The organism is Blastopirellula retiformator, from assembly GCF_007859755.1.
In the GTDB taxonomy this organism is placed as follows: domain Bacteria; phylum Planctomycetota; class Planctomycetia; order Pirellulales; family Pirellulaceae; genus Blastopirellula; species Blastopirellula retiformator.
Genome location: NZ_SJPF01000002.1, coordinates 301,183 through 323,630, shown reverse-complemented (window position 1 = coordinate 323,630; position 22,448 = coordinate 301,183). Strand labels below are relative to the sequence as shown.

21 protein-coding genes and 11 tRNA genes are annotated in these 22,448 nt (G+C 58.9%); 10 read left to right on the top strand and 22 right to left on the bottom strand.

Features of this window, described 5'->3' with window-relative positions; all coding sequences use genetic code 11:
- The first annotated feature begins 349 nt into the window (after positions 1-349).
- Genes Enr8_RS08750 through Enr8_RS08740 form a run of 3 tightly spaced genes read left to right on the top strand, consistent with a single transcriptional unit; the run spans position 350 to position 2,352 of the window.
- Entirely contained in the window at positions 350-895 is a 546-nt protein-coding gene (locus Enr8_RS08750; RefSeq protein WP_146430547.1) for a hypothetical protein, read from the top strand.
- The gene (locus Enr8_RS08745) at positions 892-1,227 is read left to right on the top strand and encodes a tetratricopeptide repeat protein (RefSeq protein WP_146430544.1); all 336 of its coding nucleotides are present in this window, start codon (positions 892-894) and stop codon (positions 1,225-1,227) included. Before Enr8_RS08750 ends, Enr8_RS08745 begins: the two co-directional genes overlap by 4 nt.
- A gap of 3 nt (positions 1,228-1,230) precedes the next feature.
- Positions 1,231-2,352 carry a flotillin-like FloA family protein gene (locus Enr8_RS08740; RefSeq protein ID WP_146430542.1) on the top strand — a complete coding sequence of 374 codons (1,122 nt, stop codon included), beginning with the start codon at positions 1,231-1,233 and terminating at the stop codon, positions 2,350-2,352.
- Positions 2,353-2,500: 148 nt separating this feature from the next.
- Here the strand turns inward: Enr8_RS08740 and Enr8_RS08730 are convergent.
- From Enr8_RS08730 to Enr8_RS08680, 14 genes are all read right to left on the bottom strand, one after another.
- Positions 2,501-2,574 (bottom strand) — tRNA-Leu (locus Enr8_RS08730).
- Between the two features lie 18 nt (positions 2,575-2,592).
- Positions 2,593-2,667: transfer RNA gene (locus tag Enr8_RS08725), tRNA-Leu, on the bottom strand.
- A 30-nt stretch (positions 2,668-2,697) separates the two neighbouring features.
- On the bottom strand, positions 2,698-2,967 hold the full coding sequence (locus Enr8_RS08720) for a hypothetical protein (RefSeq protein WP_146430539.1): 270 nt from the start codon (positions 2,965-2,967) through the stop codon (positions 2,698-2,700).
- 24 nt (positions 2,968-2,991) lie between these two features.
- Positions 2,992-3,063: transfer RNA gene (locus Enr8_RS08715), tRNA-Val, on the bottom strand.
- A gap of 12 nt (positions 3,064-3,075) precedes the next feature.
- Positions 3,076-3,146: transfer RNA gene (locus Enr8_RS25330), tRNA-Ala, on the bottom strand.
- Positions 3,147-3,156: 10 nt separating this feature from the next.
- Positions 3,157-3,227, bottom strand: a tRNA-Trp gene (locus tag Enr8_RS08710).
- Between the two features lie 179 nt (positions 3,228-3,406).
- Positions 3,407-3,481, bottom strand: a tRNA-Asn gene (locus Enr8_RS25325).
- 9 nt (positions 3,482-3,490) lie between these two features.
- Positions 3,491-3,561, bottom strand: a tRNA-Gly gene (locus tag Enr8_RS08705).
- A 22-nt stretch (positions 3,562-3,583) separates the two neighbouring features.
- Positions 3,584-3,655: transfer RNA gene (locus Enr8_RS08700), tRNA-Thr, on the bottom strand.
- Positions 3,656-3,667: 12 nt separating this feature from the next.
- A tRNA-Lys gene (locus Enr8_RS08695) sits at positions 3,668-3,739 on the bottom strand.
- Between the two features lie 156 nt (positions 3,740-3,895).
- Positions 3,896-3,968, bottom strand: a tRNA-Pro gene (locus Enr8_RS08690).
- Between the two features lie 11 nt (positions 3,969-3,979).
- A tRNA-Glu gene (locus Enr8_RS25320) sits at positions 3,980-4,052 on the bottom strand.
- Between the two features lie 310 nt (positions 4,053-4,362).
- Positions 4,363-5,913: a class I adenylate-forming enzyme family protein gene (locus tag Enr8_RS08685; protein ID WP_146430537.1), complete on the bottom strand. Its 1,551-nt coding sequence runs from the start codon at positions 5,911-5,913 to the stop codon at positions 4,363-4,365.
- 292 nt (positions 5,914-6,205) lie between these two features.
- Complete coding sequence (locus Enr8_RS08680; protein WP_186767528.1) at positions 6,206-7,045, bottom strand: formyl transferase; 840 nt, start codon at positions 7,043-7,045, stop codon at positions 6,206-6,208.
- A 492-nt stretch (positions 7,046-7,537) separates the two neighbouring features.
- On the opposite strand from Enr8_RS08680, the gene Enr8_RS08675 reads away from it, so the two are divergent.
- Both Enr8_RS08675 and Enr8_RS08670 read left to right on the top strand, forming a co-directional pair.
- Positions 7,538-8,578: a DUF1559 domain-containing protein gene (locus Enr8_RS08675; RefSeq protein ID WP_146430531.1), complete on the top strand. Its 1,041-nt coding sequence runs from the start codon at positions 7,538-7,540 to the stop codon at positions 8,576-8,578.
- 299 nt (positions 8,579-8,877) lie between these two features.
- Positions 8,878-9,135, top strand: a complete 258-nt coding sequence (locus Enr8_RS08670) for a hypothetical protein (RefSeq protein ID WP_146430529.1) — start codon at positions 8,878-8,880, stop codon at positions 9,133-9,135.
- Here Enr8_RS08670 and Enr8_RS08665 read toward each other — a convergent pair.
- Both Enr8_RS08665 and Enr8_RS25315 read right to left on the bottom strand, forming a co-directional pair.
- A complete protein-coding gene (locus Enr8_RS08665) occupies positions 9,132-9,653 on the bottom strand; it encodes a DUF4886 domain-containing protein (protein WP_146430526.1) in 522 nt (173 codons plus the stop codon). The two genes, Enr8_RS08670 and Enr8_RS08665, sit on opposite strands and share 4 nt — an antisense overlap.
- Before the next feature lie 171 nt (positions 9,654-9,824).
- Positions 9,825-10,001 carry a hypothetical protein gene (locus Enr8_RS25315; protein ID WP_186767527.1) on the bottom strand — a complete coding sequence of 59 codons (177 nt, stop codon included), beginning with the start codon at positions 9,999-10,001 and terminating at the stop codon, positions 9,825-9,827.
- A 51-nt stretch (positions 10,002-10,052) separates the two neighbouring features.
- Between Enr8_RS25315 and Enr8_RS08660 the strand changes: the two genes are divergently transcribed.
- The 3 genes from Enr8_RS08660 to Enr8_RS25310 all read left to right on the top strand — a co-directional run bounded on the left by Enr8_RS08660 (position 10,053) and on the right by Enr8_RS25310 (position 14,760).
- Entirely contained in the window at positions 10,053-10,745 is a 693-nt protein-coding gene (locus Enr8_RS08660) for a Gfo/Idh/MocA family oxidoreductase (RefSeq protein ID WP_186767526.1), read from the top strand.
- A gap of 258 nt (positions 10,746-11,003) precedes the next feature.
- A complete protein-coding gene (locus tag Enr8_RS08655) occupies positions 11,004-13,904 on the top strand; it encodes a PVC-type heme-binding CxxCH protein (RefSeq protein WP_186767525.1) in 2,901 nt (966 codons plus the stop codon).
- Between the two features lie 277 nt (positions 13,905-14,181).
- Entirely contained in the window at positions 14,182-14,760 is a 579-nt protein-coding gene (locus tag Enr8_RS25310; protein WP_186767524.1) for a hypothetical protein, read from the top strand.
- A gap of 40 nt (positions 14,761-14,800) precedes the next feature.
- On the opposite strand, the gene Enr8_RS26410 is transcribed toward Enr8_RS25310, so the two are convergent.
- The 5 genes from Enr8_RS26410 to Enr8_RS08630 all read right to left on the bottom strand — a co-directional run bounded on the left by Enr8_RS26410 (position 14,801) and on the right by Enr8_RS08630 (position 19,676).
- Positions 14,801-14,926, bottom strand: a complete 126-nt coding sequence (locus tag Enr8_RS26410) for a hypothetical protein (protein ID WP_261342429.1) — start codon at positions 14,924-14,926, stop codon at positions 14,801-14,803.
- Complete coding sequence (locus Enr8_RS08645; protein ID WP_146430521.1) at positions 14,923-15,519, bottom strand: hypothetical protein; 597 nt, start codon at positions 15,517-15,519, stop codon at positions 14,923-14,925. Before Enr8_RS08645 ends, Enr8_RS26410 begins: the two co-directional genes overlap by 4 nt.
- A gap of 172 nt (positions 15,520-15,691) precedes the next feature.
- Positions 15,692-16,510 carry a hypothetical protein gene (locus tag Enr8_RS08640; RefSeq protein WP_146430518.1) on the bottom strand — a complete coding sequence of 273 codons (819 nt, stop codon included), beginning with the start codon at positions 16,508-16,510 and terminating at the stop codon, positions 15,692-15,694.
- A gap of 123 nt (positions 16,511-16,633) precedes the next feature.
- Positions 16,634-17,005 (bottom strand): hypothetical protein, encoded by a 372-nt coding sequence (locus Enr8_RS08635; protein WP_146430516.1) that lies wholly within the window; start codon positions 17,003-17,005, stop codon positions 16,634-16,636.
- A gap of 388 nt (positions 17,006-17,393) precedes the next feature.
- Positions 17,394-19,676 carry a serine/threonine-protein kinase gene (locus tag Enr8_RS08630; RefSeq protein WP_146430514.1) on the bottom strand — a complete coding sequence of 761 codons (2,283 nt, stop codon included), beginning with the start codon at positions 19,674-19,676 and terminating at the stop codon, positions 17,394-17,396.
- A gap of 316 nt (positions 19,677-19,992) precedes the next feature.
- Between Enr8_RS08630 and Enr8_RS08625 the strand changes: the two genes are divergently transcribed.
- Positions 19,993-20,601, top strand: a complete 609-nt coding sequence (locus tag Enr8_RS08625; protein ID WP_146430511.1) for a sigma-70 family RNA polymerase sigma factor — start codon at positions 19,993-19,995, stop codon at positions 20,599-20,601.
- Positions 20,602-20,710: 109 nt separating this feature from the next.
- Here the strand turns inward: Enr8_RS08625 and Enr8_RS08620 are convergent, their stop codons facing one another.
- The gene (locus Enr8_RS08620; protein WP_146430509.1) at positions 20,711-21,097 is read right to left on the bottom strand and encodes a hypothetical protein; all 387 of its coding nucleotides are present in this window, start codon (positions 21,095-21,097) and stop codon (positions 20,711-20,713) included.
- Positions 21,098-21,422: 325 nt separating this feature from the next.
- On the opposite strand from Enr8_RS08620, the gene Enr8_RS08615 reads away from it, so the two are divergent.
- Complete coding sequence (locus Enr8_RS08615) at positions 21,423-22,310, top strand: hypothetical protein (RefSeq protein WP_146430507.1); 888 nt, start codon at positions 21,423-21,425, stop codon at positions 22,308-22,310.
- The last annotated feature ends 138 nt before the right edge of the window (positions 22,311-22,448 follow it).

Sequence of the window (22,448 nt, the reverse complement as noted above, 5' to 3'; positions counted from 1 at the left end):
AGCGTCGGGACCAGCCCTTGGAGAAGGGTTGAAAGCGTAGTCACGATCGACAGACCTACTGTACATAGTATACGCGTTCCGCAGGTTTACCGATAGGGCGAAAGTGGGGCGATTCGTCAGTTCCTGCTTAATAACTCATCGGGACCTCTTCGTAACGGAGCGCAAACTGCGGCTAAATCAGCGCCTAACGTCCTGCGGCGCCAAGCGCCCCGGAACAGCCCGCCAACGTCGAAACTCGCAATTCCTCGGGTTTCTCCGTAGTCGCAGACCAAATTTAGACATACAATTTTTGTACTTGATAAATTGGTATCTTTTCGACAGCAGTAGTTTTTACAGGCCGCGAGGCGAAATGCCGACCATCCGAATTACCCGCAACGTTTACCTGGCGGATCGTCAGGGAACCAAGTTTGCCGACGTCGTGGATGATCCAAGCGAGACGTTTGACGCGGTGCTGGCGTTTTTCAATAGCGCCGATCGCCAACGCCGGATGGAAGAGTCGGAACTGCATCACGACCGAGCCGCGTTGGCGGGCGTCGTCCGCGAGTTGGAGTCGCAGCCTGCAATTGATCGCTTTCTTGGCCAAGGCGATTCAAGCCGCTCGATGCGTCTCCGGCAGGCGATTGGCGTGCTGGTCCGAATGATCATGGAGCGGCGTGGATGGAAGAAGACGGGCAAGAAGGGATCGCTCGGCGTGCGCGCTCCGCAAAGCGACGGCACTCCGAAACACAACTGCGGCGGTCTCGCGTTTTGGTTCGTCCGCGCCGAGCGATACGAACCGATTGACGGCGCACTCTTTAGAACAGTGCAGCAGCGGTGCGAACAATACCAAACGGCGCCCCGATCCAAGGGAACGTCGAAACCAAGAAAACGAGTGCGAGAAGGAGCTTCCCAATGAATGCGATCGCTTGGATCACCAACTGTTTTTCAAAACGCGACCGCGCTACCACGCTTTACAAACGGGGGATGGCGAAAGCGAAGCTGAAAAATCATCAAGGCGCCATCGACGATTACACGTCGGCCCTGAAGGCGCCAGACGGACCCGCCAGTTTGCGCGGAATGATTCTTTACAATCGCGGCATCGTCTACGTCGCCGCCGGAATGGCCAAGAATGGCGCCGATGATCTCAACGCCGTTCTATCCATGGACGAAATTCAAGCGGACGTCAAAGCGGCCGCCAAACGAAAGCTCGCCAAAATTCAGTCGCGAACGGGAAAACGCAATGCTTAAACGATGCGACGCCAGTTGTCTCCTTACCACGCACGCCGACTTTTCCATCGCCGGAAGTCATTCGGGTCTTCTCCCCACGGCATACGAAACGATTTCCAGTTGATTACATTCTGGAGTCTCATCGCAGTCACTCTCGTTCTGGTCGGACTGGTTTGGCTACTGGCGCAACCGCTTCGCTTGTGGCTTCAAGCCTACGCAACCGGAACCCGCATTGGTTTTCTCGACCTATTGTTTATGTCTCTACGACAGGTCAGCGCCCAAGAGGTGGTCGACTGCAAGATCATGGCGATTCAATCGGGATTACCGCCGCTCCCGACCAGCGACTTGGAAGCGCAGTACCTAGCCGGGGGTAACATCCGCCGCGTCACGTTGGCGGTGATCGCCGCCGATCGAGCTGGCATCTCTCTCGACTGGGAAACTGCCGCCGCCATCGACCTGGCCGGTCGCGACATTCTGGACGCCGTTCAGACCAGCGTTCGCCCAAAAGTCATCGTCTGTCCCGATCCCAATCAGTCGGGTAGCGAGGCGCTATACTGCGTGGCGCAAGACGGCATCCAGCTCAAGGTCTGCGTTCTGGTTACCGTGCGGACGAATCTGCTGCAATTGATTGGCGGAGCGACCGAGTCGACCGTGATCGCAAGGGTAGGGCAGGGAGTGATTTCGGCAATTGGCGGGTGCCAAAGCTACTCGGATCCGCTGCGCGATCCGGCGCTAATCAGCCGGATGGTCTTCTCCCAAGAGTTAGATGCGCAAACGGCATTCTCCATCGTTTCCATCGACATCGCCCAGATCGACGTCCAGCGCAACATTGGCGCCCAACTGCAGATCGATCGAGCCGACGCCGATTTTCGCGTCGCCGCCGCCTTGGCGGAACAAAGAAGAGCCGAGGCGATCGCCAATCAACAGGTGATGCAGGCCAAATGCACCAACAGCCGCGCAAACCTAATTTGCGCCGAGGCGGCCGTTCCGGCGGCGCTGGCTGACGCTATCCGGCGCGGTCAACTTCGCTTGCGACGCACAGCGCCCCCACCCAAAAAGCCGCGCGGCCAGTTCCCGCATCTCGCCCACCTAACGGCGCTAGCGCCCTCCAGCCCGATCGCGACTTCGGCGCCGCACGCCCGCTGACCCAGCGCACTAAATCGTCCTTACAAGACGCCGCAGCCTGGCGGCTGCTAGAGTGCCCCGTGCGGGAATCGAACCCGCAATCGATCACGAAGGTTTGAGCTTCGTCGCTTTGCCTGTTTGCGTACCGCACCGCAATTGCCTCTTGCAGTAGCTCGGGTGGGATTCGAACCCACAGCATAGCTGATTCTAAGTCAGCTTGGTCTGCCAGTTGCCTACCGAGCCATGATGTCTCTCGACAAGTGCCTAGAGCAGGAGTCGAACCTGCAAACATCTGGGTTTAGACCAGACCGCTCTGCCGCGTTGGCGTATCTAGGCGGGGGAGCGCGCTTGCTCGCAAGCGCGCTGTTAGTTTTTCGCCCGGCGCGAGCTGTCGCCGGTTTGTTGGCGATGGGCGCGGATCGCTTTGTGCGCGTCCGGGACCTCGGCCAGGCCGAGGATCGACTGGCCCACCTCTTCGACGATCCAGCCGTCGGTCCACTCGTTTTGCTCATCGCGCAATTTCACGACTCCGCCAGGCCGAGCAAATTGCTGCGGCAAATAGGACGTCGCGCATAGCGTGCCGTCGGCGACTTCGCGACGGAGACTGCATTGGATGTAGCGGGTGTTTTTCGTCATGATCGAAGCTCCTGGTTCGTGAAGTAGTCCCGGACGGAATCGAACCGCCGTTTTCTGTTTGTAAGACAGATGTCGTCGCCGCTGGACCACGGGACCATTCGTAAAAAGTGGACCTACCGGGAGTTGCACCCGGATCGCCGGTTTGCAAAACCGGCATCTTCCTGTTAGACGATAAGCCCGTTGTTGAAGCACGTCCCCAAGGATTTGAACCCTGACCAACTGGGTTGGAACCAGCCATGCTGCCGTTACACCAGAGACGTATTTTCTTGAGGAATTGAACACGGAGGCCACGGTGAAGAGCACGGTAAGAAAGAGAGAAAGTGTGGCGAGAGGCTACATCTCGACTTCATCTCCATCTTCCTACTTCATCGTCCTTGTTTTCTTACCGTGTCCTTCCGTGATTCATCCGTGGCGTCCGTGTTCTATTCTCCCAATCAAGCTGTGGCGGCAGGAATCGAACCTGCGACTGGGCGGTTAACAGCCGCCCTCCCGTACCAACACAGGACCCACCACAAAATCAAAGAGCGCCCAGTGGGAGTCGAACCCACACTTCCGCCATGGCAAGGCAGTAGGCTACCGCTACATCATGGGCGCGAAACGCATCGTCAAGTCAAAGAGCACCGGGCCGGAGTCGAACCGACGTCGCCGTAGTACGAGTACGGAGTCTTCGCCGCTAGACCACCAGTGCGACTGCGTAAAGTGAGGCTGGCAGGATTCGAACCTGCGCCAGACGGATTAAAAGTCCGTTATGCTGCCGTTACACCACAACCTCAAAAGGTGTTGCGGCGAACGTTTGAGTCGTTGCAAGCGAAACATCGTGACCTTCCTTTTCGTCAAACAAAACAGTGATAGCCCTGAGAATCGAACTCAGCGTCATCTGGATATCAGCCGGACGCGGGCGACCAGCCCTCGACTACCATGGCAATAGTCGGGTACCTCGGAGTCGAACCGAAAACCTCCGGTTCCCAAAACCGGCGTGCTACCAAGTGCACCTCTACCCGATAAAATGAAGCAGCCCGTGTGGGAGTCGAACCCAACCTGCGCGGCTTGAAAAACCGCTGGCCTCACCCGAAGCCGAACGGGCCATAAATGGCTCGCAAAGTCCACAAAAAAAGGCCTGATGCCGCTTGCGACATCAGGCCTTTGTAAGAAAGGCGGCAGGCATTGTGCCTGCGTCACAAGCGTAGCGGTAGCGCCGCCGGAATATTCGCTTCCGGTTCATTCAACCAACTGGGGCTGGCGCCGCTTTGGAGTAACGTATTGAGGTTTTTGAGCAACATCGGTCTATATTCGCTGTTTTAAAGGTTGCGTCTTGGTGGCTGAAAGTTAGACGACCAACTCGCGAGATGGTTCGCACTTTTTTCCATAAAAGCGAAGATGCGCCGCAGGCTGCAATTATTGTTCGCTTTTCTCACGCGTCCAATTTTTCAGCGCCGTGCGATCGACCTTGCCGCTGGCGGTCAGGGGCATTGCCGGGAGATAGACGATTTCTTCCGGCGCTTTATAACCGACTTGATCGCGGGCAAACTGAATCAGTTCGGCGCTGGTCGGACGCTCGGCGTTCTCCTTAAGCGTGACGAAGGCGCGGACATTTTCGCCATGAATCACATCGTGAACGCCGATCACGCCGACCTGGTCAATCGAAGGATGCGCGGCGACCGCTTCTTCCACCTCCTGCGGGCAGATATTCGAGCCGTCATGAATGATGATTTGCTTCTGTCGCCCGTAGAACCAGAGATACCCCTCGTCATCGATTCGCACCATGTCGCCGGTATCGATCCAACCGTGCTGAATCGTTTCGGCGGTCGCCTCGTCGTTTCGCCAATATCCAATCATATTGGTCGCCGAACGAATCCAGAGTCGCCCCTCGGCGCCAGCGTCAACTTCCGCTCCGTCGGCGTCACGCAATGACATCTCGTAGCCGGGACAGAGTTTGCCGAGCGACCCCAAGCGAATCTCGCCCGATGGGGGACAGATTGCCGCCAGGCCGATTTCGGTCATGCCGTACGACTCGTCAATCGGCATGCCGGCCAGTTGAATAAACTCTTGCTCCAGCACCGCCGAGACCCGATCGCCACCCGAAACGCACAGCCGGATCGACGCGAAATCATCTCCTCGCACGTCATGATCGCGGACCAGCGCGATTAGCGGCGCCGGCAACATCAACATGACCGTCGGACGAAACGTCTCGAGCAGCGGGACGACTTCTGGCGCTTCAGTTGTGCGGGGAACCAACAATCGGCCGCCGGCAGCGAGCGTCGCTAGCCCAAACAGCGAAGCGCCAATGTGCGAAAACGACGATGCCGGTAAAAATGTATCGTCCGCCGTCAACTCCATGCCGGCGATCGTCGCCGCCAGCATCGCGGCGTAGGTCCGCTGCGTATGAACAACGCCCTTCGGTTTGCCGGTGCTGCCAGAGGTGAAATAGATGAACGCCACATCATCTGGCTGCGGCGGCTTCAGCGATTGATCGGCGGCAGGCCGACCCATCAGCGCTTCCCACTGCAGGCCAAGCGAATCTGCGGCACGATACCGAATCGTGCCATGCGACAACTGCTGCGTCATCCGGCAAGCGGCGACGTCGGCGTCTCTTTCGGCATGGTGCAACAATACCGCGGCGCCGCTAAGCTCTAGAGCGTGATCAATCTCTGGCGGCATGTAGCGGTAGTTTAGCGGCGTCGCGACCAGGCCTGATTTCAGACAGGCCAGGTAATGAATCACCAGCGAGGTCCGGTTCGGCATGAGCGACGCGATCCGGTCACCCGGCTGCAAGCCGAGTTGCAGATATTGTCGCGCTAAATGCGTACTGACGTCGTCCAGTTGGCGCCAGGTCCATTGCATCTTGGTGGAAGCGAGCGCAACGCCTTCGGCCTGGCTGCGTAAACCTTGGCCTAACAGATCAGCAACAATCGCGGTTGGCGGAATTCGCGGTCCACTCCAGGGCATCGCATTGTCCTGATATCGGAAAGAAGGAAATTCACCGCTAGCTGCCTGTTGGAAAATGCCATCGTGGCATTTTCCAACCTCGCCAGACTCAGAGCATAGCTCTTCGCGGCTCGCAAAATAACGACTTACGTCGTTATTTTGGGATCGCATCCGTGCAATCACGCAGTCCGTCGAGAAAATCAACGGACTGCTAGAATTCTAACCTCCTTTCGATCGATCAGGATCGCAAGTTCGCCAGCGGCACAAGTATCCTTCGGCCGATGGCGACCCGCCGCGCCAGCCTTCTCTCGAACTAAGACGCCAAGCCGGACGCAGGCTTGTCGATATAGATCTCGTCGTGGGCCTCAATCGTCCGCCTGTCCGAAGCGCGTCGCCGCCGCCACCAATGCGTCAGATCGTGCCGCCAGGTGCGCTGCCGCCCCAGATAGAGCGTTCCCGCTTCAGTCGAGACTTGCCCCGTCGCTGATTGCGTCTCCTCGATCTTCGCCACAATGCCTGGCAACAGTCGCGCCGCCACCTGAGCCGCTTTGACGGTGACCGACGCTTCCCCATCTTCCGGCCCGCAGTCGACGAATCCATGCGCGAGAATTGGCCCGGTATCGATCCCCGCGTCGATCTTGTGAATCGTCACGCCGACGTTCGCTTCATCGTTGTGATAAAGGGGCCAGAAGAGCGTGTTCTCGCCGCGATAATCGGGGGCGATTCCCCAATGGATGTTGATCGTCGCCAGGCGAGCCAGCCCGAAGATTTCCGGTTTCAAAATAGGGCAACCGCTCGTCACGATGACGTCGGGCTGCAACTGACGAATCAGATCGACGTTCGCCGCACGGTTGAAGTCATCGATCGCAACTAGCGACTGCTCGACGTCCGAGAAACGCTCCGCAGCGGCAGGTTCAAGTCGCTCGGCCAGGGTCCGGTAGAGTCGATCGTCGCGCCAGTTGCGATAGCGCGACTGCAGCCGGCGATTGATCACCGAGAAGGGAGAATGCAGCAGTTTGCCGTATTGCCGCCAACTGGCGGGCTTGGCGGACCAAACCGGCTGAATCAGATGACGAAGCGGGCTGGCGTCGTGCAGCTTCGACAAAACGAAGCGATGCTGGGGAGCCAGCGTGCTAATCGCGACGATGTTCAAGCGCGTAACCTTTAGGAGGCCATCAAAGTCTCCGCCGCCGATCGGAGTCCCCGCGCATGGGCTCATGGAATTGGGCAGTCGGTCCGCTGACCAACGATTGATCAGGGAATGATTAACGATGGGATCGCCGACGCGAGAATCGTTGAAAACTCCCCAGCGTTCAACGGCCTCGATCTGTGACGATCACCGTAGCCTTTATGGTAATCTGGGCAATTAAGACAGCTCTGCAAAAATAGCCATTGATCGTAAATCGGCCCGACTCCCTGCCTTTGACTGTCAGCCGTAACAGCACTGGCAGGCCTAGATAAATTTCTTCATTTCTGCAAATTACCGGAATCAATTGGCAAATAATATGCAATTCACTTGATAACAAAACTGGTATTTCTTAGATTAGGTTGTATGATGCCCACCCAAAGCGGCATTTATGCACGCCACTTTTCCGCTCCGCTTGGGACCGTTCTTAATTCCAATCTCTTTTCCTCTGAGATTTCTATGCAAGCCCATCTGTGTCGTAAGAATCGGGGTTTCACCCTGGTAGAACTGCTAGTCGTGATCGCCATTATTGGGGTCTTAATCGCGCTCTTGCTTCCCGCCGTCCAACAAGCTCGCGAGGCGGCCCGTCGGATGCAGTGCAGCAATCAGCTAAAGCAGCTGGGGCTGGCGCTTCACAATCACCATGACACCTTCGGCGCCTTTCCTCCGCGCGGCGTCGCCAACACCAACGAACCGAACGGGTACGCCGAACGGGTTGGAGGGATGATCTTCCTGCTACCCTTCTTGGAGCAGAACGCCCTGGCAGATCAGATCAAGAATCATGGCCTTATGGCGCCGCCGCCCCCATGGGCCGATTTTGCCCCTTGGAAAGTCCGGCTGGACGCGCTGCTGTGCCCCTCCGATCCTGGCGTCTCGCATGCTGCGGTCGGGGGCGTGACGACAGCGCCGTGTAACTATCGCTTCTCGATCGGCGATTCGTTCACGTCGTTAACCTCGAGGGACCGCCGTCTGCGCGGCATGTTCAACTACGGCAACGAGGCCCGTACATCGTTCCGCGATGTGATCGACGGGACCAGCAACACCGTCATGATGGCGGAACGCTCGGTCGGCACGACTGGCAAGTTGGTGAAGCAGGGACACGCACCTTCGATTTCATTTGCAACCGATCCCTCGGCCTGCTTGGCGGCCGTTTCGACGACCAATCGCAATGAATACGCGTCAAGCGGCAGCAATCGCGGTAGCCAGCGCTGGAATGATGGTTTCGCAGCGTTTAACGCCTTCTCAACGGTGCTGCCTCCGAACGGTCCCTCCTGCTGGACCGGAACGAACGAGAACACGGTCGAATCGCTCACCTCGGCGACCAGCTATCACCCAGGCGGCGTGAACGTCGTCTTGGCCGATGCTTCGGTTCGCTTCATTCCGGAAACAATCGACACCGGTTCGACCACCAGCGCTCCATTGACCACCGGCGAAAGTCCTTATGGCGTTTGGGGCGCCCTGGGCACGATCGGCGGCGGCGAATCCAAGCAACTTCCGTAAGCCGAATCCCACCTTCCCGTTTACCCGCCTAACGAGAGCGCCCAATCCGCGGCGCTCTCTCTTGAAATGAAGAGGCCCTCATGCGTTTACGAACCCAGCGCTCTAGCTTTGCGCCGACACTACCCCTGGTTTTGCTGTGGTCTGCAATCGCCGTCCTGGCCGGCTGCGGCGGAACCGCGTCGCGAAACCCAGGCGTCGATGTCTTTCCGACCCGTGTCAGAGTGACCTACCAGGGAGGTCCGGTCGAAGGTGCTCGCGTGTCGTTTAATTCGACAGAATCACAGCGAAGCGCTTCTGGAGTGACCGACGCCGACGGTATCGCTGAACTGACGACGTTCGACTACGGCGACGGCGCGATTCTCGGCAACCATCAGGTGAAAATCTCGAAGGACGTCATGGAAACGATGCGAGAAGCCAATCCGGATGATCCGACGTCAGCCGCCGTCGTGCGCCCCAAACACTTTCTGCCCAAGCGATACGGGTCGTTCAAATCGTCCGGCCTGACCGCCAGCGTCGCTCAGGGAGAAAACCAATTGGATTTCGAACTGCAGGACTAGCGTCCGTTCTGCAGCTTCGTTTGCGGGGCCGCCGGTTGTTGGAAACTGGCGACCGTCTCGTGCGCCACTTCCTGCAAGACTTTCAGTTCGTCGGCCGGAATACGGGGGGGAACGAAGCTGTTCTGGCGGATGTCATTGCCGGTCAGCGCTTCGTACCCAACGGCGCCAATCAGATAAGCGCCGCGCTTGTTCATATGCTTCGGGTCGAGCTGCAGCTTTTTCTCCTTGTTGCGGTACCAGCCGGCGACCAACGAATTGTGTTGCTTGGGGGTTCCGGTCTCTGGCGGCGACTGCAAATAGAAGTCGGCGTCGACGTGGTATTGGCGATCGTCGCGGCGGCGATAGTTTTGAATCGCTGCGCCGGCCGGGATCATCGGCACGTCAAACTTCTTGGCGACGCGCGAATAGGCGTCGGTCAGCTTCTGGTACATCTCTTCCTGCGAAATCTTCCAGCGTTCCAGCAGCGGCGCATCGATTCGGTAGGCCCAGCTGCCTGTTGAAAAATGCCATCGTGGCATTTTCCAACCTCGCCAGGCTCAGAGCGTAGCTCTTCGCGGATCGCATCCGTGCGATCACGCAATCCGTCGAGAACTTCAACGGACTGCCAGGTCTGGTACAGCGTGATCTGCGTTTGCGGCGCCTTTTCGCCGACCAACGCGACCAGGTTTTCGATGTAGGGATGATAGATATCAGGCTGCCAACTGTTGCAGCGTGACGACGTCCCACGGCTCCGCCGCCAGCATCTCTTGCAGTGTCGCTGACGACTTTTTCTTGCCGCGAATCAGCGTATAGACCCTGCCACATTTACCGCTCTGATACCGCTCTGAGCGGCGGCGGCGTTGTTCCAATGGCGCTCTAGCGAGCATCCCCCGAGATCCGCTCTGCCGAGCACCAGTTCCTCTTCAGGATCGGCGGCGATGCGGCCCTACAACGCGCTGTATTGGAAAGGGGGCAACCTCAACTGGAATCGTCGCTGGGAACTTGGCAACGGCGTGCTCGGCGACATGGGAAGCCATCTGATCGATTTGCCCTTCTGGGCGCTCGGTTTGCATCGTCCGACCAGCGTGGTGTCGGAAGGCCCCGCCGCCGATGAGATCGCCTGTCCGCCGTGGCAGATGGCGACATGGGAGCATCCGGCCCGGTCAGGAAATCCCAACTGGGCCGAGCCGACCAAGCTGGTCTGGTACCACGGCGCCGAAGGAATGCGCCACCGCAGCGAATATCTGCAGCCGCTAGTCGGCGACGTGACCAAGATTGACGACTGGTCGATCGGCGTCGCGTTCATTGGCCCCCAAGGCGTGCTGGTCGCCGACTACGGCAAATGGGTTTTGGCGCCTCAAGAAAAGTTTGCCGACTTCGAGCCGCCCAAGCCCTTCATCGAGCCCAGTCTGGGGCATTATCAAGAATGGATTCACGCCGCCAAGACCGGCGGTGAGTCGCTTTGCAACTTCTCCTATTCCGGCGCCTTGATCGAGCACAACCTGCTTGGCAATGTCGCGCATCGTGCCGGCAAACAGCTACAGTGGGACGCCGCCGCCTTGGCCGCGAGCAACGCGCCGGAGGCCGCCTGGCTACTGACCAAGGAATATCGCGACGGCTGGGGCGTCTAGTTCTTTCGCGACCAAGAGGCTGGCGGGTTCTTGCAGTAAGTCGTTACGTGTGCACGATTTCTCGAATCTCGTCGAGAAGTCGTTTGGCTTTCGGGCGACGCTGTTTTCTCGATTTTGAAAAAATCGATGTAAGGTATCGACCACTTCTGCAGATAGTAGTGCGAGAACACCGCCAATTGGAGCTAGCTATCCCCAATGACCTCGCACGCATTCCTGGCACGACTGTTCAGTCTTCTTTGCCTCTTGTCGCTTCCGCTGATGAGCTCAGCCGAGGAGTTCGACTTCGCCGATCAGCTTCCTCGCGTCGCGCCGCTAGAGCCAACCGCCGCGTTGAAGACGATCAACGTGGCGCCCTGCTTTCGCATCGAACAGGCAGCCGCCGAGCCCAACGTCGTCGATCCGGTGGCGATGGCGTTTGACGCCGATGGGCGAATGTTCGTGATCGAGATGCGAGGCTACTCCGAGGACGATGGCCTGGTGCTGGGTCGCGTTCGTTTGCTCGAGGATACGGACGACGACGGCGTCTATGAAAAAAGCACGATCTATGCCGAAGGGTTATCGTGGCCGACGGCAATCGCTTGCACCCGCGGCGGCGTGTTGGTTGGGGCAGCGCCTGACATCTTCTTTCTCAAAGACGAGGATGGTGATGGAGTCGCCGACGTACGGCAAGTCGTCTTCACCGGCTTTGGCAAGTCGAACGTCCAGGGGCTACTGAATACGTTCCTGTGGGGACTCGACAATCGCATCCATGGCGCGACCAGCAGCAGCGGCGGCGTCGTGAAGCCGGTCGTCGACGGAACGCCGCAAGGGGACGGCGTCAATCTGCGGGGCCGCGACTTTGCGATCGATATGGCGTCGCTGACGTTGTCTCCCACCAGCGGCGGCGCTCAGCATGGGATGAGCTTCAATGATTGGGGAGACAAGTTCGTCTGCTCCAACAGTGATCACTTGCAGCAAGTGACGTACGAGGATCGCTACTTTGCTCGCAATCCTTACCTCGCTCCGCCGTCGTCGCGACGGAGCATCGCCGCCGATGGTCCTCAGGCCGACGTCTATCGGACCAGCCCGGTCGAAGCGTGGCGGGTGATTCGTACTCGCCTGCGAGCCGAAAAAATCGTCCCTGGCGTGGTTGAAGGGGGAGGGCGGCCAGCCGGTTATTTCACCGGCGCGACCGGCGTCACCATCTTTCGCGGCGACGCCTGGCCGGCCGAGTTTCAAGGCAACGCGATCGTCGGCGACGTCGGCAGCAACCTGGTCCATCGCAAACGGCTGATCCCGCAAGGCGTGCTGTACAGCGGCCAGCGGATCGACGAGAAAAGCGAGTTCGTCTCGTCGAGCGACATTTGGTTCCGCCCTGTCCAATTCTCCAACGCGCCAGACGGTTCGCTCTACATCGCTGACATGTATCGCGAAACGATCGAGCACCCCAAGTCGCTGCCGCCGATGATCAAGCGGCATCTCGATCTCACCAGTGGTCGCGATCGGGGACGCATCTATCGCGTGACCGGTGAAAACTTCGAGCGACCGGCCACGCCCAAACTGTCGAAGATGTCGGCGGTCGAACTGGCGGCATTGTTGGACGACTCGATCGCCTGGCGCCGAGAGAGCGCCGCCCGCTTGCTGCACGAGCGGGCCGATCTGTCGGCCGTGCCCGCTTTGCAAGAAATGGCGACCTCCGGCTCGACGCCGCAGGGACGAATCCACGCCCTCTACGCCCTCGCCGGATTGATGTCGCTAGAAGAAGCGACGCTGCGGGCCGCGCTATCCGACGCCCATCCGCGGGTGCGGCAGCATGCGATTCGCCTTAGCGAACCGCTCGCGCCGACCTCGCCGGCGCTCCGCCAAAACATGCTGCAGTTGCTTGGCGATGAGGATCCTCACGTGCGATATCAGCTGGCCTTCTCGCTGGGAGAGTTTCCCAACGCTGAGAAACAGGCGCCGCTGGCCTGCGTTGCGGCAGCTGCCGGCGACGATCCCTATGTCCTGGCCGCCATCCAAAGCAGCGTCGGCTCTGGCGCCGGCGCGCTGTGGAGCGAGTTGGCGAAAGCGCCGCAGCGTTCCGCCGGTCAACGAAATCTCCTGCTCGCGCTCACGCAGCAGATCGGCAAGCAACAGCGGAAGGCCGATATCGCCGCAGTAGTCGCCACCTTGCCGCAGCTCAGTCAGGCCGACGCCAAGCTCGCCCAGCAAGTCGTCAAGCAAGTGGCCGCTGGCGGCAACGCCGCGCTGACCAAGCAGATAGCCGCGGCCGTCGATGGTGATGGAGCGGCGATGCTGCAGAGAATTTACGATCAGGCGGTCGGCGTCGTGACCAACGAGTCGGCGCCGCTAAGCGCTCGAGTCGCGGCCGCCGCGACGCTCCGCTTTGGTCCTCTCGACGCCGAGCTGTTCGCCGAACTGTTGCAACCTTCGCAACCCCTGGCCTTGCAGCAAGCGGCGCTGCAAGCGCTCGCTCACTCCTCCGAGAACAAAGCGGCCGATCTAGTCCTGCAGCGTTGGTCTGGGATGAGCCCGACGCTACGTCAGGCGGCGTTTCAAGTTCTCGCCGCCAATCCGACCGGCATCGCAAGTCTGCTCTCGGCGGTCGACGCCGGTGAGATCCGCGCCGCCGACCTCGACTTAAACCTGCTGCAAACGCTGAAGTCGCTACAGTCGCCGGAAGTCCAATCTCGGATCGACGCCCTCGCCAAATCGGCCGGCAACTCCGACCGAGATGCCGTGGTCAAGTCGTATCGCGAAGCGCTAGAATTGTCAGGCGACGTGAAGCGCGGCGAAACGGTCTTCGTAAAGAACTGCTCCAGTTGTCACCAACTGAATGGGAAGGGACATCCGATCGGCCCCAATCTCGCCGCGATGAAGAACCGTGGCGCCGAGGCGATTTTGACCAACGTGCTGAATCCCAACCTGGAAGTCAATCCGCAGTACATGAGCTACGTCTGCCTGACGACGGACGGTCGCGCCTTGACCGGCGTCATCGCCAACGAGACGGCGACCAGCATCACGCTGCTGCAAGGCGAGAACAAGTCGGAGACGATCTTGCGAATCGACATCGACGAACTCCACAGCACTGGCCAATCACTGATGCCGCAAGACCTGGAGAAACAGATTGATCCGCAAGCGATGGCCGATTTGCTGAAATACCTGCTGGAGCAAGGTTGATAGCCGCCGGCTAACTGTCGCATGGATGCGATCCCAAAATAGCGACGTAAGTCGTTATTTTGCGAGCCGCGAAGAGCTACGCTCTGAGCCTGGCGAGGTTGGAAAATGCCACGATGGCATTTTTCAACAGGCAGTTAGCGCCGCGCGACGGTTGGTTAAGGGCGAATACCGACCGCCAGAATGCGTTTTTCCTGCCGTTTTTTCGACTTTCGCGTCGAAATCGCGTATGATGAGAAAGAATAGATGCAATTTGATTGGACGCCGACGGGAGAACATTTTGGGTTTTACGGTCTACTACCGCACGACGAAACCAATTTCTGACGAGCTTTCCAGCCAGCTGAACTGCGCCGCAGATGCGATCTGCCGCGAGCGCGAATGGCTCAGCTGCGAGCCGATCAGCTTCTTTGATCGGACCGACGGTCATCTTAAAGGGGGCAGCAAGCCGAACTTCTCGCCCCATCCAGACGATGTCGCCGCCTTCGAAAAGGTGGACCGTCCGGATGGCACGATGCTCGACGCCTTAGAGGTGCTGTGCGAACTCTCGCGCCGCCACGAGGTCGACTGGGAGTTCTCGCACGATCATGACGATGGGCCGGTCGGCTATATCGTCAGCGGCGAGTGTGACGAAAATCTGCTCGCCCAGATCGAAGCGCTCGACCAGCTGACGACGTTGATCTCCGGCGTGCAGACCGCGCCCGCCCCGGCGCCCAACATCTATGTCGAAGATGACCTGGTCGACGATCTGCCCGAGAACGTTGGCGACTTCAAAACGCTGGCCGAAGTGGAGGTCGAAGTCGCCGCCAATCAGGAAGAGAGCGACGAAGAGGATCCGGCGATCTTGAAGTTCCCCAGTTAGCTTCGCCGCTCCGTTTTTTCAATCTGTCGGCTGGCCGCCGCTACTGGTCTTCCTTTTCCGGCGGCTTGATTCTGGCTTGTTGAGCAGCATCGGCGTCGATCTTCCAGATCGCCTCGCCGATTTGCTCCTGTTTCCACTTGTCTTGCTCTTCGCCGTAAAGCGTCAATAGCTTCGGCAGCAAATACTGCCGGCGGCGCTAGCGCGGACGGTTAGATCGGGATCACGCAAGGCCGCTCGGGCGACCAGCAGCGCTTCGCTAGCCCACTCTTCGTCGATGTCATCCAATTTCTCGGCCGCTTTCGGGCGGACTTCCGCCTGCGGATAGGTGAGGACCAGCTTCATCACCGCATCGTTGTTCTCGTCGGAATACGAGTTGAGGACGCGTTGCACCTCTTCGGGAATCGGCGTGCCGGGCGCGGTTTCGTCTCCGGAGAAAGGCTCTGGCGGTTTCGGCGCCCCTTCGATGACCAAGGGAGGTAGATCTTGCTGCGCGGCGGGCTTTGCTGGCGGCGCCGTTTCCCGCTCCGCGGGCATCTCTGCTTTCGGCATCTCGCCCGGGTCGCTCGAGCCATCGCCCAGCGAGAACTTGCTGGGATCAAAGTTGTCGAGCGGATCGGTCGGCTCTTCCGCGACTGGCTCTTTCTTCTCGACCTTCGCGACGCGGACCGGCGTTGCGGCAGGCTTGGTATCAGCCGCGTCATTCGATCCCGAACAACCTGGCAAGAGCAGGGCGAGCAACAGCGCAAGGCGGCGATCCATCAGCGGACTCCTGGATTGGGGAGTAAGGCGAATTGATTGGTCGTGTGGAGGAGAGACGTCATTTTGGAGCATTCCCGCGCGCCGTGCAACAATTGGCGCAGCGAAGTTGAATGCTCAAGAAATTGAAAACGCCCATCCCACATGTAGGATGGGCGTTTTGCGAAAGGCTGGACTACGGCAGGCGAACGGCCGTTTGCTCCGCGTCTCCCAAATCGAGATCATCCAGATCGATCGAATCCATCGGCGACGTCGGAGCGGTCGGAGCGGTCGGAGCCGTCAGGCTGCTGTCGGTCGGCGGGGCCTTGTCGGCTTCGGCCGGAATCGTCGCGTCGATAGTCTCCTCGGTGACGGTCGCTTCTTCGATCACCAGCGGAGCGACTTCGGCCCGATTGAGGATCAAGATGTTGTTCAGCTCGTCGCATTCGACCAGTTCGTCAAAACTGTCGATCGCCACGATCAGCGTATCAAACGGAACGGCGGCGCCGGCCACGTTGTGCAGCGACTGGCACGACAGCGGCAGTTGGATCTGCAAGTCGAGGATGCCGCCCGCTTCGATCCGCGGTACGGTGATCACCGCGGTGGGCGAAAACGGATCAATCTGACCGCACGCGGCGACCGCGGAGATCCGGAAGTTGCCGACCGGGATCTCGCTGTTGTTCTGCAACTGGATCTGGTAGATCGGCCCGGCCGTATCGCAGGCGTCGGACACTAGGCAAACGCCCAACAGATGCAAATCGCCCGGCTTCTGCCAGCAACCGAGGTGCGGATTGTACATCTGTCCGCCGAAGCCAATTTGGCCCGACTGGCGGAGCATTCGCGAGTTCATCAGCAGGTGGATCACGTGACCGCAATCGTGCGAGCGAATTCCGAGTACCTGGTCGGTCCGAATGTTCTCGGCGTTGGTCGGCGCGATCGGTTCGGCGAAGGAGGCCGAAGCGGCTGAGCCTGCGAACAGGCTTATCGCCATTAATGCTTGTCGTAATCGAGACATGGTTTCTTCTCCGATATAGGTTGGGTAGGCGTTGTTTGGTTGGCGGCGGATCTAAAAAAAGAGCCCGACGGCCAACTGGCTCGTCGGGCTGCAAAGGCTGGTTTCGCGTCGTCTCGACTTCGCTTAGTAGCAACCCCAGTAGCTGGTGTAGCAGGGGTTGTAGCAGACCGGCGAGTAGTAAACCGGACGGTAGCAGCTGTAGTACGGACGGTAGCAGTAGTTGTAGCAACCGTAGCTGCGGTAACCGTAACCGTATCCGCGGTAGCCGTAGCTACGATAGCCGAAGCTGCGGAAACAGGCTTCAATCGCTTGGTCTTCCGACTCGGCGCCGGCGTCGGCGGCCAGCTTGTCGACGTCGACGTCAAACCCTTCGTCAACGATGGAGACATCCGCGTCTTGGATGTTGGCCAGGTCGATCCCCAAGGAATCGTCGGCACGCAGGGCGACAGTGAACAAAAAGACCGGGACGATCGCGAACATAACTTTCTTCAACATGGCATGGTTTCCTGGTACGGCGTGGTGTGTATGAAGTTCAACTGAGCTCGCCGCGTTTTTCAGTTGACTTGGCTTCCTCGATACACTGCAGAGCGGTAACCCGAACCATTTGTTACACGCCAAGTCAGAAAAATGTCGACAGAGCCGAAACCCCCGAGAAAAACCGAACATTCCGGTACCATGGCCACGGCCTTGCGTGGCCATGAATGCGTTTTCCAGGCCGTTTGAACTGGGCCTGTTCAGACGAGAAAGAATGCGGTCTTAGACCAGATTTCCGGCGTCGGTTTGTCCGGATTGTAAGACAAGGGGAGAGAAGCGACGGCCCCTCGTGACCGGTGGTCGCAATCATGGCCACGTAAGGCCGTGGCCATGGCGCCCCATAGATAATCTAATTTCGGTCGGAGTCGCGGGTGTCGTCAAACAGTTCGGCCGCTTTCAACAGCGCCGTGATGTCAGCATGGACCGAACGCGAAAGACTGAGTGCGAAGCCGAAACCGATGGCGCCGGCGGCGCTCAAAACCTTTAGCGCCAAACTGCTGTGTGGATCTTCCATGTGCCCCGCCACCAACAGCAACATCACGCCGGCCGCTGGAACGCCGCCTGCCAGATAGAGAAACCAATCCATGTGCCGCGACATCCAGCGAAGTTCGCGAACGTCGAGCTTGTTCATCGGTTCGGCCTCAAACATCGGCGGCACAAACGCCCGAATCGCGAGCGTCGATAGAAAGAAGAAGGGATAGGCGGCGGCGATCATGCCGCAGATCAACAGCGAACCGACAAAATGGAAGTACCACTGCCGCTCTAGCCCACCCAGCAAGATATGCAGCGCCACCGGAAACGCAATGCCGGCGATCGACCATTCGATGATCCCCAGATAGCTGACGAATCTTCCCAATCGAAACGCTCGTCGCCGCGCGAGCAACAAATCGGTGGGCGGCTGCCGATGGTTGACCTGCCGCAACCCTTTCACCATCGGCCAGAGATACCAGACGCCGACGATCGTCGCTAACGGAAATGCAGTTCCGTTGATGACGAACTGCACGTTCCAGAACGCATTGAAGGCGTTGGTTCCCTCTAACTGGCGAATGATCGCCTGATCGTTGTAAACGTAGTTGAAGAACCCGGCGATCGCGTTCGGCCCGATCCCGGCGATGATGCAGGCAATCACCGGATGTCGGGCGGCCAGCGCCATCAGACCCCGTTTCGAGCTTTGCTGCAGCTGGGCGACGCGCGGCTCAAGACACATTCCCAAATCGCGAGCCAGCAACTCGGCCGTCTGATAGCGATCGCGCGGCTCCGGCTTGATGCAGCGCTGCAAGATCGCCAGCAATCGCCGCCCGACGTCGTCAGTCGGCATCTGTTTCGGCTGCGGAATCTGTTCGCGTCGTAACTCGGCCATGCCTAATAGCGAGGTGCGCCAACTGCCGACCAGCTCTTCGTCGCCGAAAGGGCGCGTGCCGAACAACAGTTCCCACAACATCACGCCGAGCGAGAACACGTCGCTGCGACCATCCAGGTCGCTGGCCTGACGAGTATGCTCGGGATGGCACGCTTCCAACTGCTCAGGAGACATATAAGCCAAGCTGCCGCCGAAATAAGCGGCCGGGCTCGTCCCTTCCAACTGCGAACTGAAACTGATGTTGAAGTCGGCCAGTTTGGCGGTGCCGTTCGCTTCGAGCAACACGTTCGCCGGCTTCACGTCGCGGTGCAAGATGCCTTGCTCATGGGCGTAGTGCAGCGCGCTGGCGAGTTCCATGCCGATCCGACAGGTAACTTCCGACCAAGGACGATCGACTAGTTCACTTTTTAGCGGTACGTTTTGCGCGGTGACGACGCCGGTCTGGTCGAGCGTCTCAGCGATCGTCTCGGCCAGCATCTTGGCGTCGCGACATTGTCGGCGATTTCCTTCGCGGATGATCGACTGCAACGTTCCGCCGGCGACGAACTGCATGTAGAGCAGGCGCAGGTTCTGGCCTGGCATCCGCATTTGATCGTAAACGCGGACGATGTTTGGATGGTCAAGCTGGGCGAGGGTCTGGGCCTCGGTTCCCTTATCCATCGATATTTTTAGCGCTACCAATCGCTGCATCGCCTCTTGGCGGGCGAGAAAAACGCTGCCGAACGCCCCCGCGCCGAGACTCGACATCAGGTAAAAGTCGCCAACTCGTTCACCGGTCGAGAATTTGGAATGGGCCAGCCCGTCCGACAGCGACGTCGTCACGGTGTTCGCATCCAGCTTGAACAGCCGCACGATCGCGTCGGCCTGGCTGGGGAATCGCTGCCCATATTCCTGCAGATCGACCTCTTCGCCCGAGGTCTTGCGGACATGATATTCCTCGAAGATCAGGTCAGTCGGCATGCCGTCAGGGCGGGCCAGTTCCGGAAAACGCTCGTGATAGTCTTCGAGCCGCAAGAAATCGCAATTCCGCTGACGGCGGTACTCCATGTCGATCTTGATCAGTTCGATCAAGACCATTCGCCGGAAGACGCCAGGCTCGTCCGGCAGAAAATCGATCACCCGCGGCGGCAACGCCTCCGACTCCCACTGTTCGAGAAACCGCTCCATAAAGCTGGCCAGTACGTCCCAGCTGGCGCTGGCATCGTCCAGTTTCAGCGGGGTGGTCGGTTGATCGTCGATATTGATGTTCAGCGGTTTGCCATGCAGTCCCATACGTCATCCCTGCGCAAGCGCCCTAGTGTCCGAGGCGATACGATTTTCGCCCCCTCTACAGCCCGTGACAAGACAACTTCGAAAAGGGGGCACGTTTTACGCCTAACAGTCTGTTGATTTTCTCAACAGGCTGCTGGATCGCAGGGATGCGATCCCAAAATAGCGACGTAAGTCGTTATTTTGCGAGCCGCGAAGAGCTATGCTCTGTGCCTGGCGAGGTTGGAAAATGCCACGAGGGCATTTTTCAACAGGCAGCTAATTGTGGTAATATCAGTCGCGGAAAAATTGCCTGCCTGGACAATGGAGCGATAGACACGTGAGCGACGAAGCGGCCCTGCTGGCGAAGATTAGTGCTGGTGAAGTTGATGCGCTGGCGAAGTTTATCGAAGCCCGCAAGCCGCAATTGATGGCGTATATCCATCGTCGGCTCGGAGCGGCGCTAAAATCGAAGGTGGAAGCGGAAGATATCTTCCAAGAATCGAGCGTCGAAGCGATCCGCGCGATTACGCCCGAGTTTCCCGGCGACAAAGATCCGTTTTCGTGGCTCTGTCAGATCGCCGAACGCAAAATCATCGACGCCCACCGCCATCACTTCGGCGCCCAAAAACGAGACGCAGGCCGCGAGAGATCACTCGATCGGCGACCCGCCAGCGGGGGCGACGGCGAAGTTGGCCTGGTCAATCTGTTGGTCAAGAGCATGACCACCCCCAGCAAGGCGTTCAGCCGCAATGCCCGCGAACTGCGGCTGCAGGCGGCCCTGTCAGGCTTGCGTGACGATCAGCGCGAAGCGATCCGCCTGAAATACATCGAAGGCTGGGCCTCCAAAGATATCGCCAACAAGCTCGGCAAGACCGACGCCGCCATCCGCGTCATGCTGACGCGAACGCTAAAGCAGCTGCAAACGGTGTTGGCCTCGCAAGAGTAATCCAACACTAGCCCTTGCGCTGCGGGCTAGTGTTGGCGCATAAAAAAAGCCCGGCGACCTAGTTGGTCGCCGGGCTTCGTTCGTTTACTTCACGTCTCGGAGTCGCTTCTTAGTGGCAACCCCAGTAGCTGGTGTAGCACGGGGTGTGATAAACCGGAGCGTAGTAAACCGGGCGGTGGCAGTAGTACGGACGGTAGCAGCCGTAGTTGTGGTAGTTCCGGTAGCAGCCGTGGCCATAGCTGCGGTAACCGTAACCGCGATAACCATAGCCGCGATGACCGCGATAGCCCCGGAAGCAGGCTTCGATCGCTTCGTCTTCGCTAACGCTGCCAGCGTCGGCGACCAGCTGATCGACATCCAGGTCCAAACCTTCTTCAACGATCGACACGTCAGCGTCCTTGATGCTGTCCAAGTTCAGGCTAAAGGCGTCATCGGCTCGCACGGCGACGGTGAACAGGAACATGGGGACGATCGCGAACAGGACTTTCTTCAACATCTCAAATTTCCTCAAACTGGCGATTTTGGTGGGTTAGAAGGCAACTGACTCGCCGGTGTTTCAGTTGACCGCTGTGGTGCGTTGATACCCTGCAAAGCGACGGCCCCGGCGATTTGTTACGCCCTTTTCTGAAAACTTCTGTCGGCCTTTCTGGCTGAGACCTTATTTACTAGGGGCGTGGCGCAGCGGCCCGAAATCCGCCTCCCGCAGGCCATCCCCCCCGAGCTGAAAGATTTCGTGTAACAAACCGTGCCCAGGCACGCTTTGCAGGTTAGAGCCCTTAAAAACTCGCAAACACACACACGTTTCCACTACAGGTAGAGCCATGTTCAAAACGATCACCCCCCTGGTTTGCGGCCTGATCGCGTGCTTCGCGACGGTCGGCTTGGCGGACGAAAACGACCTGTTCTCCGGCGTCCAGTCTGGTTCGGTCTTTGTCGACGGTTCGGCCAAGCCGACCACGACCGCCACTCCGATCACCCGGGTCACTTCGATCGAAAGTCTCAACGAGATGCTGACTGCGGCCGGCTTCGAGAGCAAAGTGGTGAGCCCGCGGGTGATTTTGACAAAAAAGACCTTGGACGACTGGGCCTTCAGCGTGCTGGTCACCATCTCGGAAGACGAGCTGACGCTGGGAGTGACCATCCCGCTAAGCACACTGAAAGACGAATCCAAGCTCAGCTCGAAGCAACTGCTGAAGTTGCTCGAAGCGAATCAGAAACATGCTCCGTCGGTCTTCACCTTCAGCACCGAGCGGAAGCGAACCGAGCTGTACCACATCGTGCCGAACGAATCGATGACCGGGCAGAAGCTGCGGGATCAGATCAACCGCCTGGCGGTGCTCGCAAAGGATACGTCGGACCTGTGGCAGTTGCCCGGCGGCAATCCGAAAACGACGCCGACCTCGACCGCAGCACCAAAGCTAACGACCAGCTCGCTGATCGGCTCGTGGAGCGCCGCGAAGTCAAAGACCGAAGCGATCGCCATCCGCTTTGACGCCGGCGACAAGTTCCAGCTCGTCTACATTAAGTCGGGCAAACAAACCAAGTCGAGCGGCAAGTTCTCGATCAACGGCGACCAACTGCAACTGGTCGCGGGCGAAGGGGTCCGCCTAGAAGGAAAGTTGGAAATCGCCTCGGCGACGAAATTCACCTTCACCCCGTCGGCCGCGATCGGCACGCTCCAGTTCAGCAAAGCGACCGTCGCCAAGTAGACGATCGCCCAGTACCGTATTCCGTGTGTGTCCGGGCCATAGACGTTCTCTAGTCCTGCCTCCTAGAAGCGTTTGCGGCCCGGCTTTTTTTCGAATAGTAGCCCGACGCGCAAGTTTTGAAGTTGCGCTTTTTCGTGC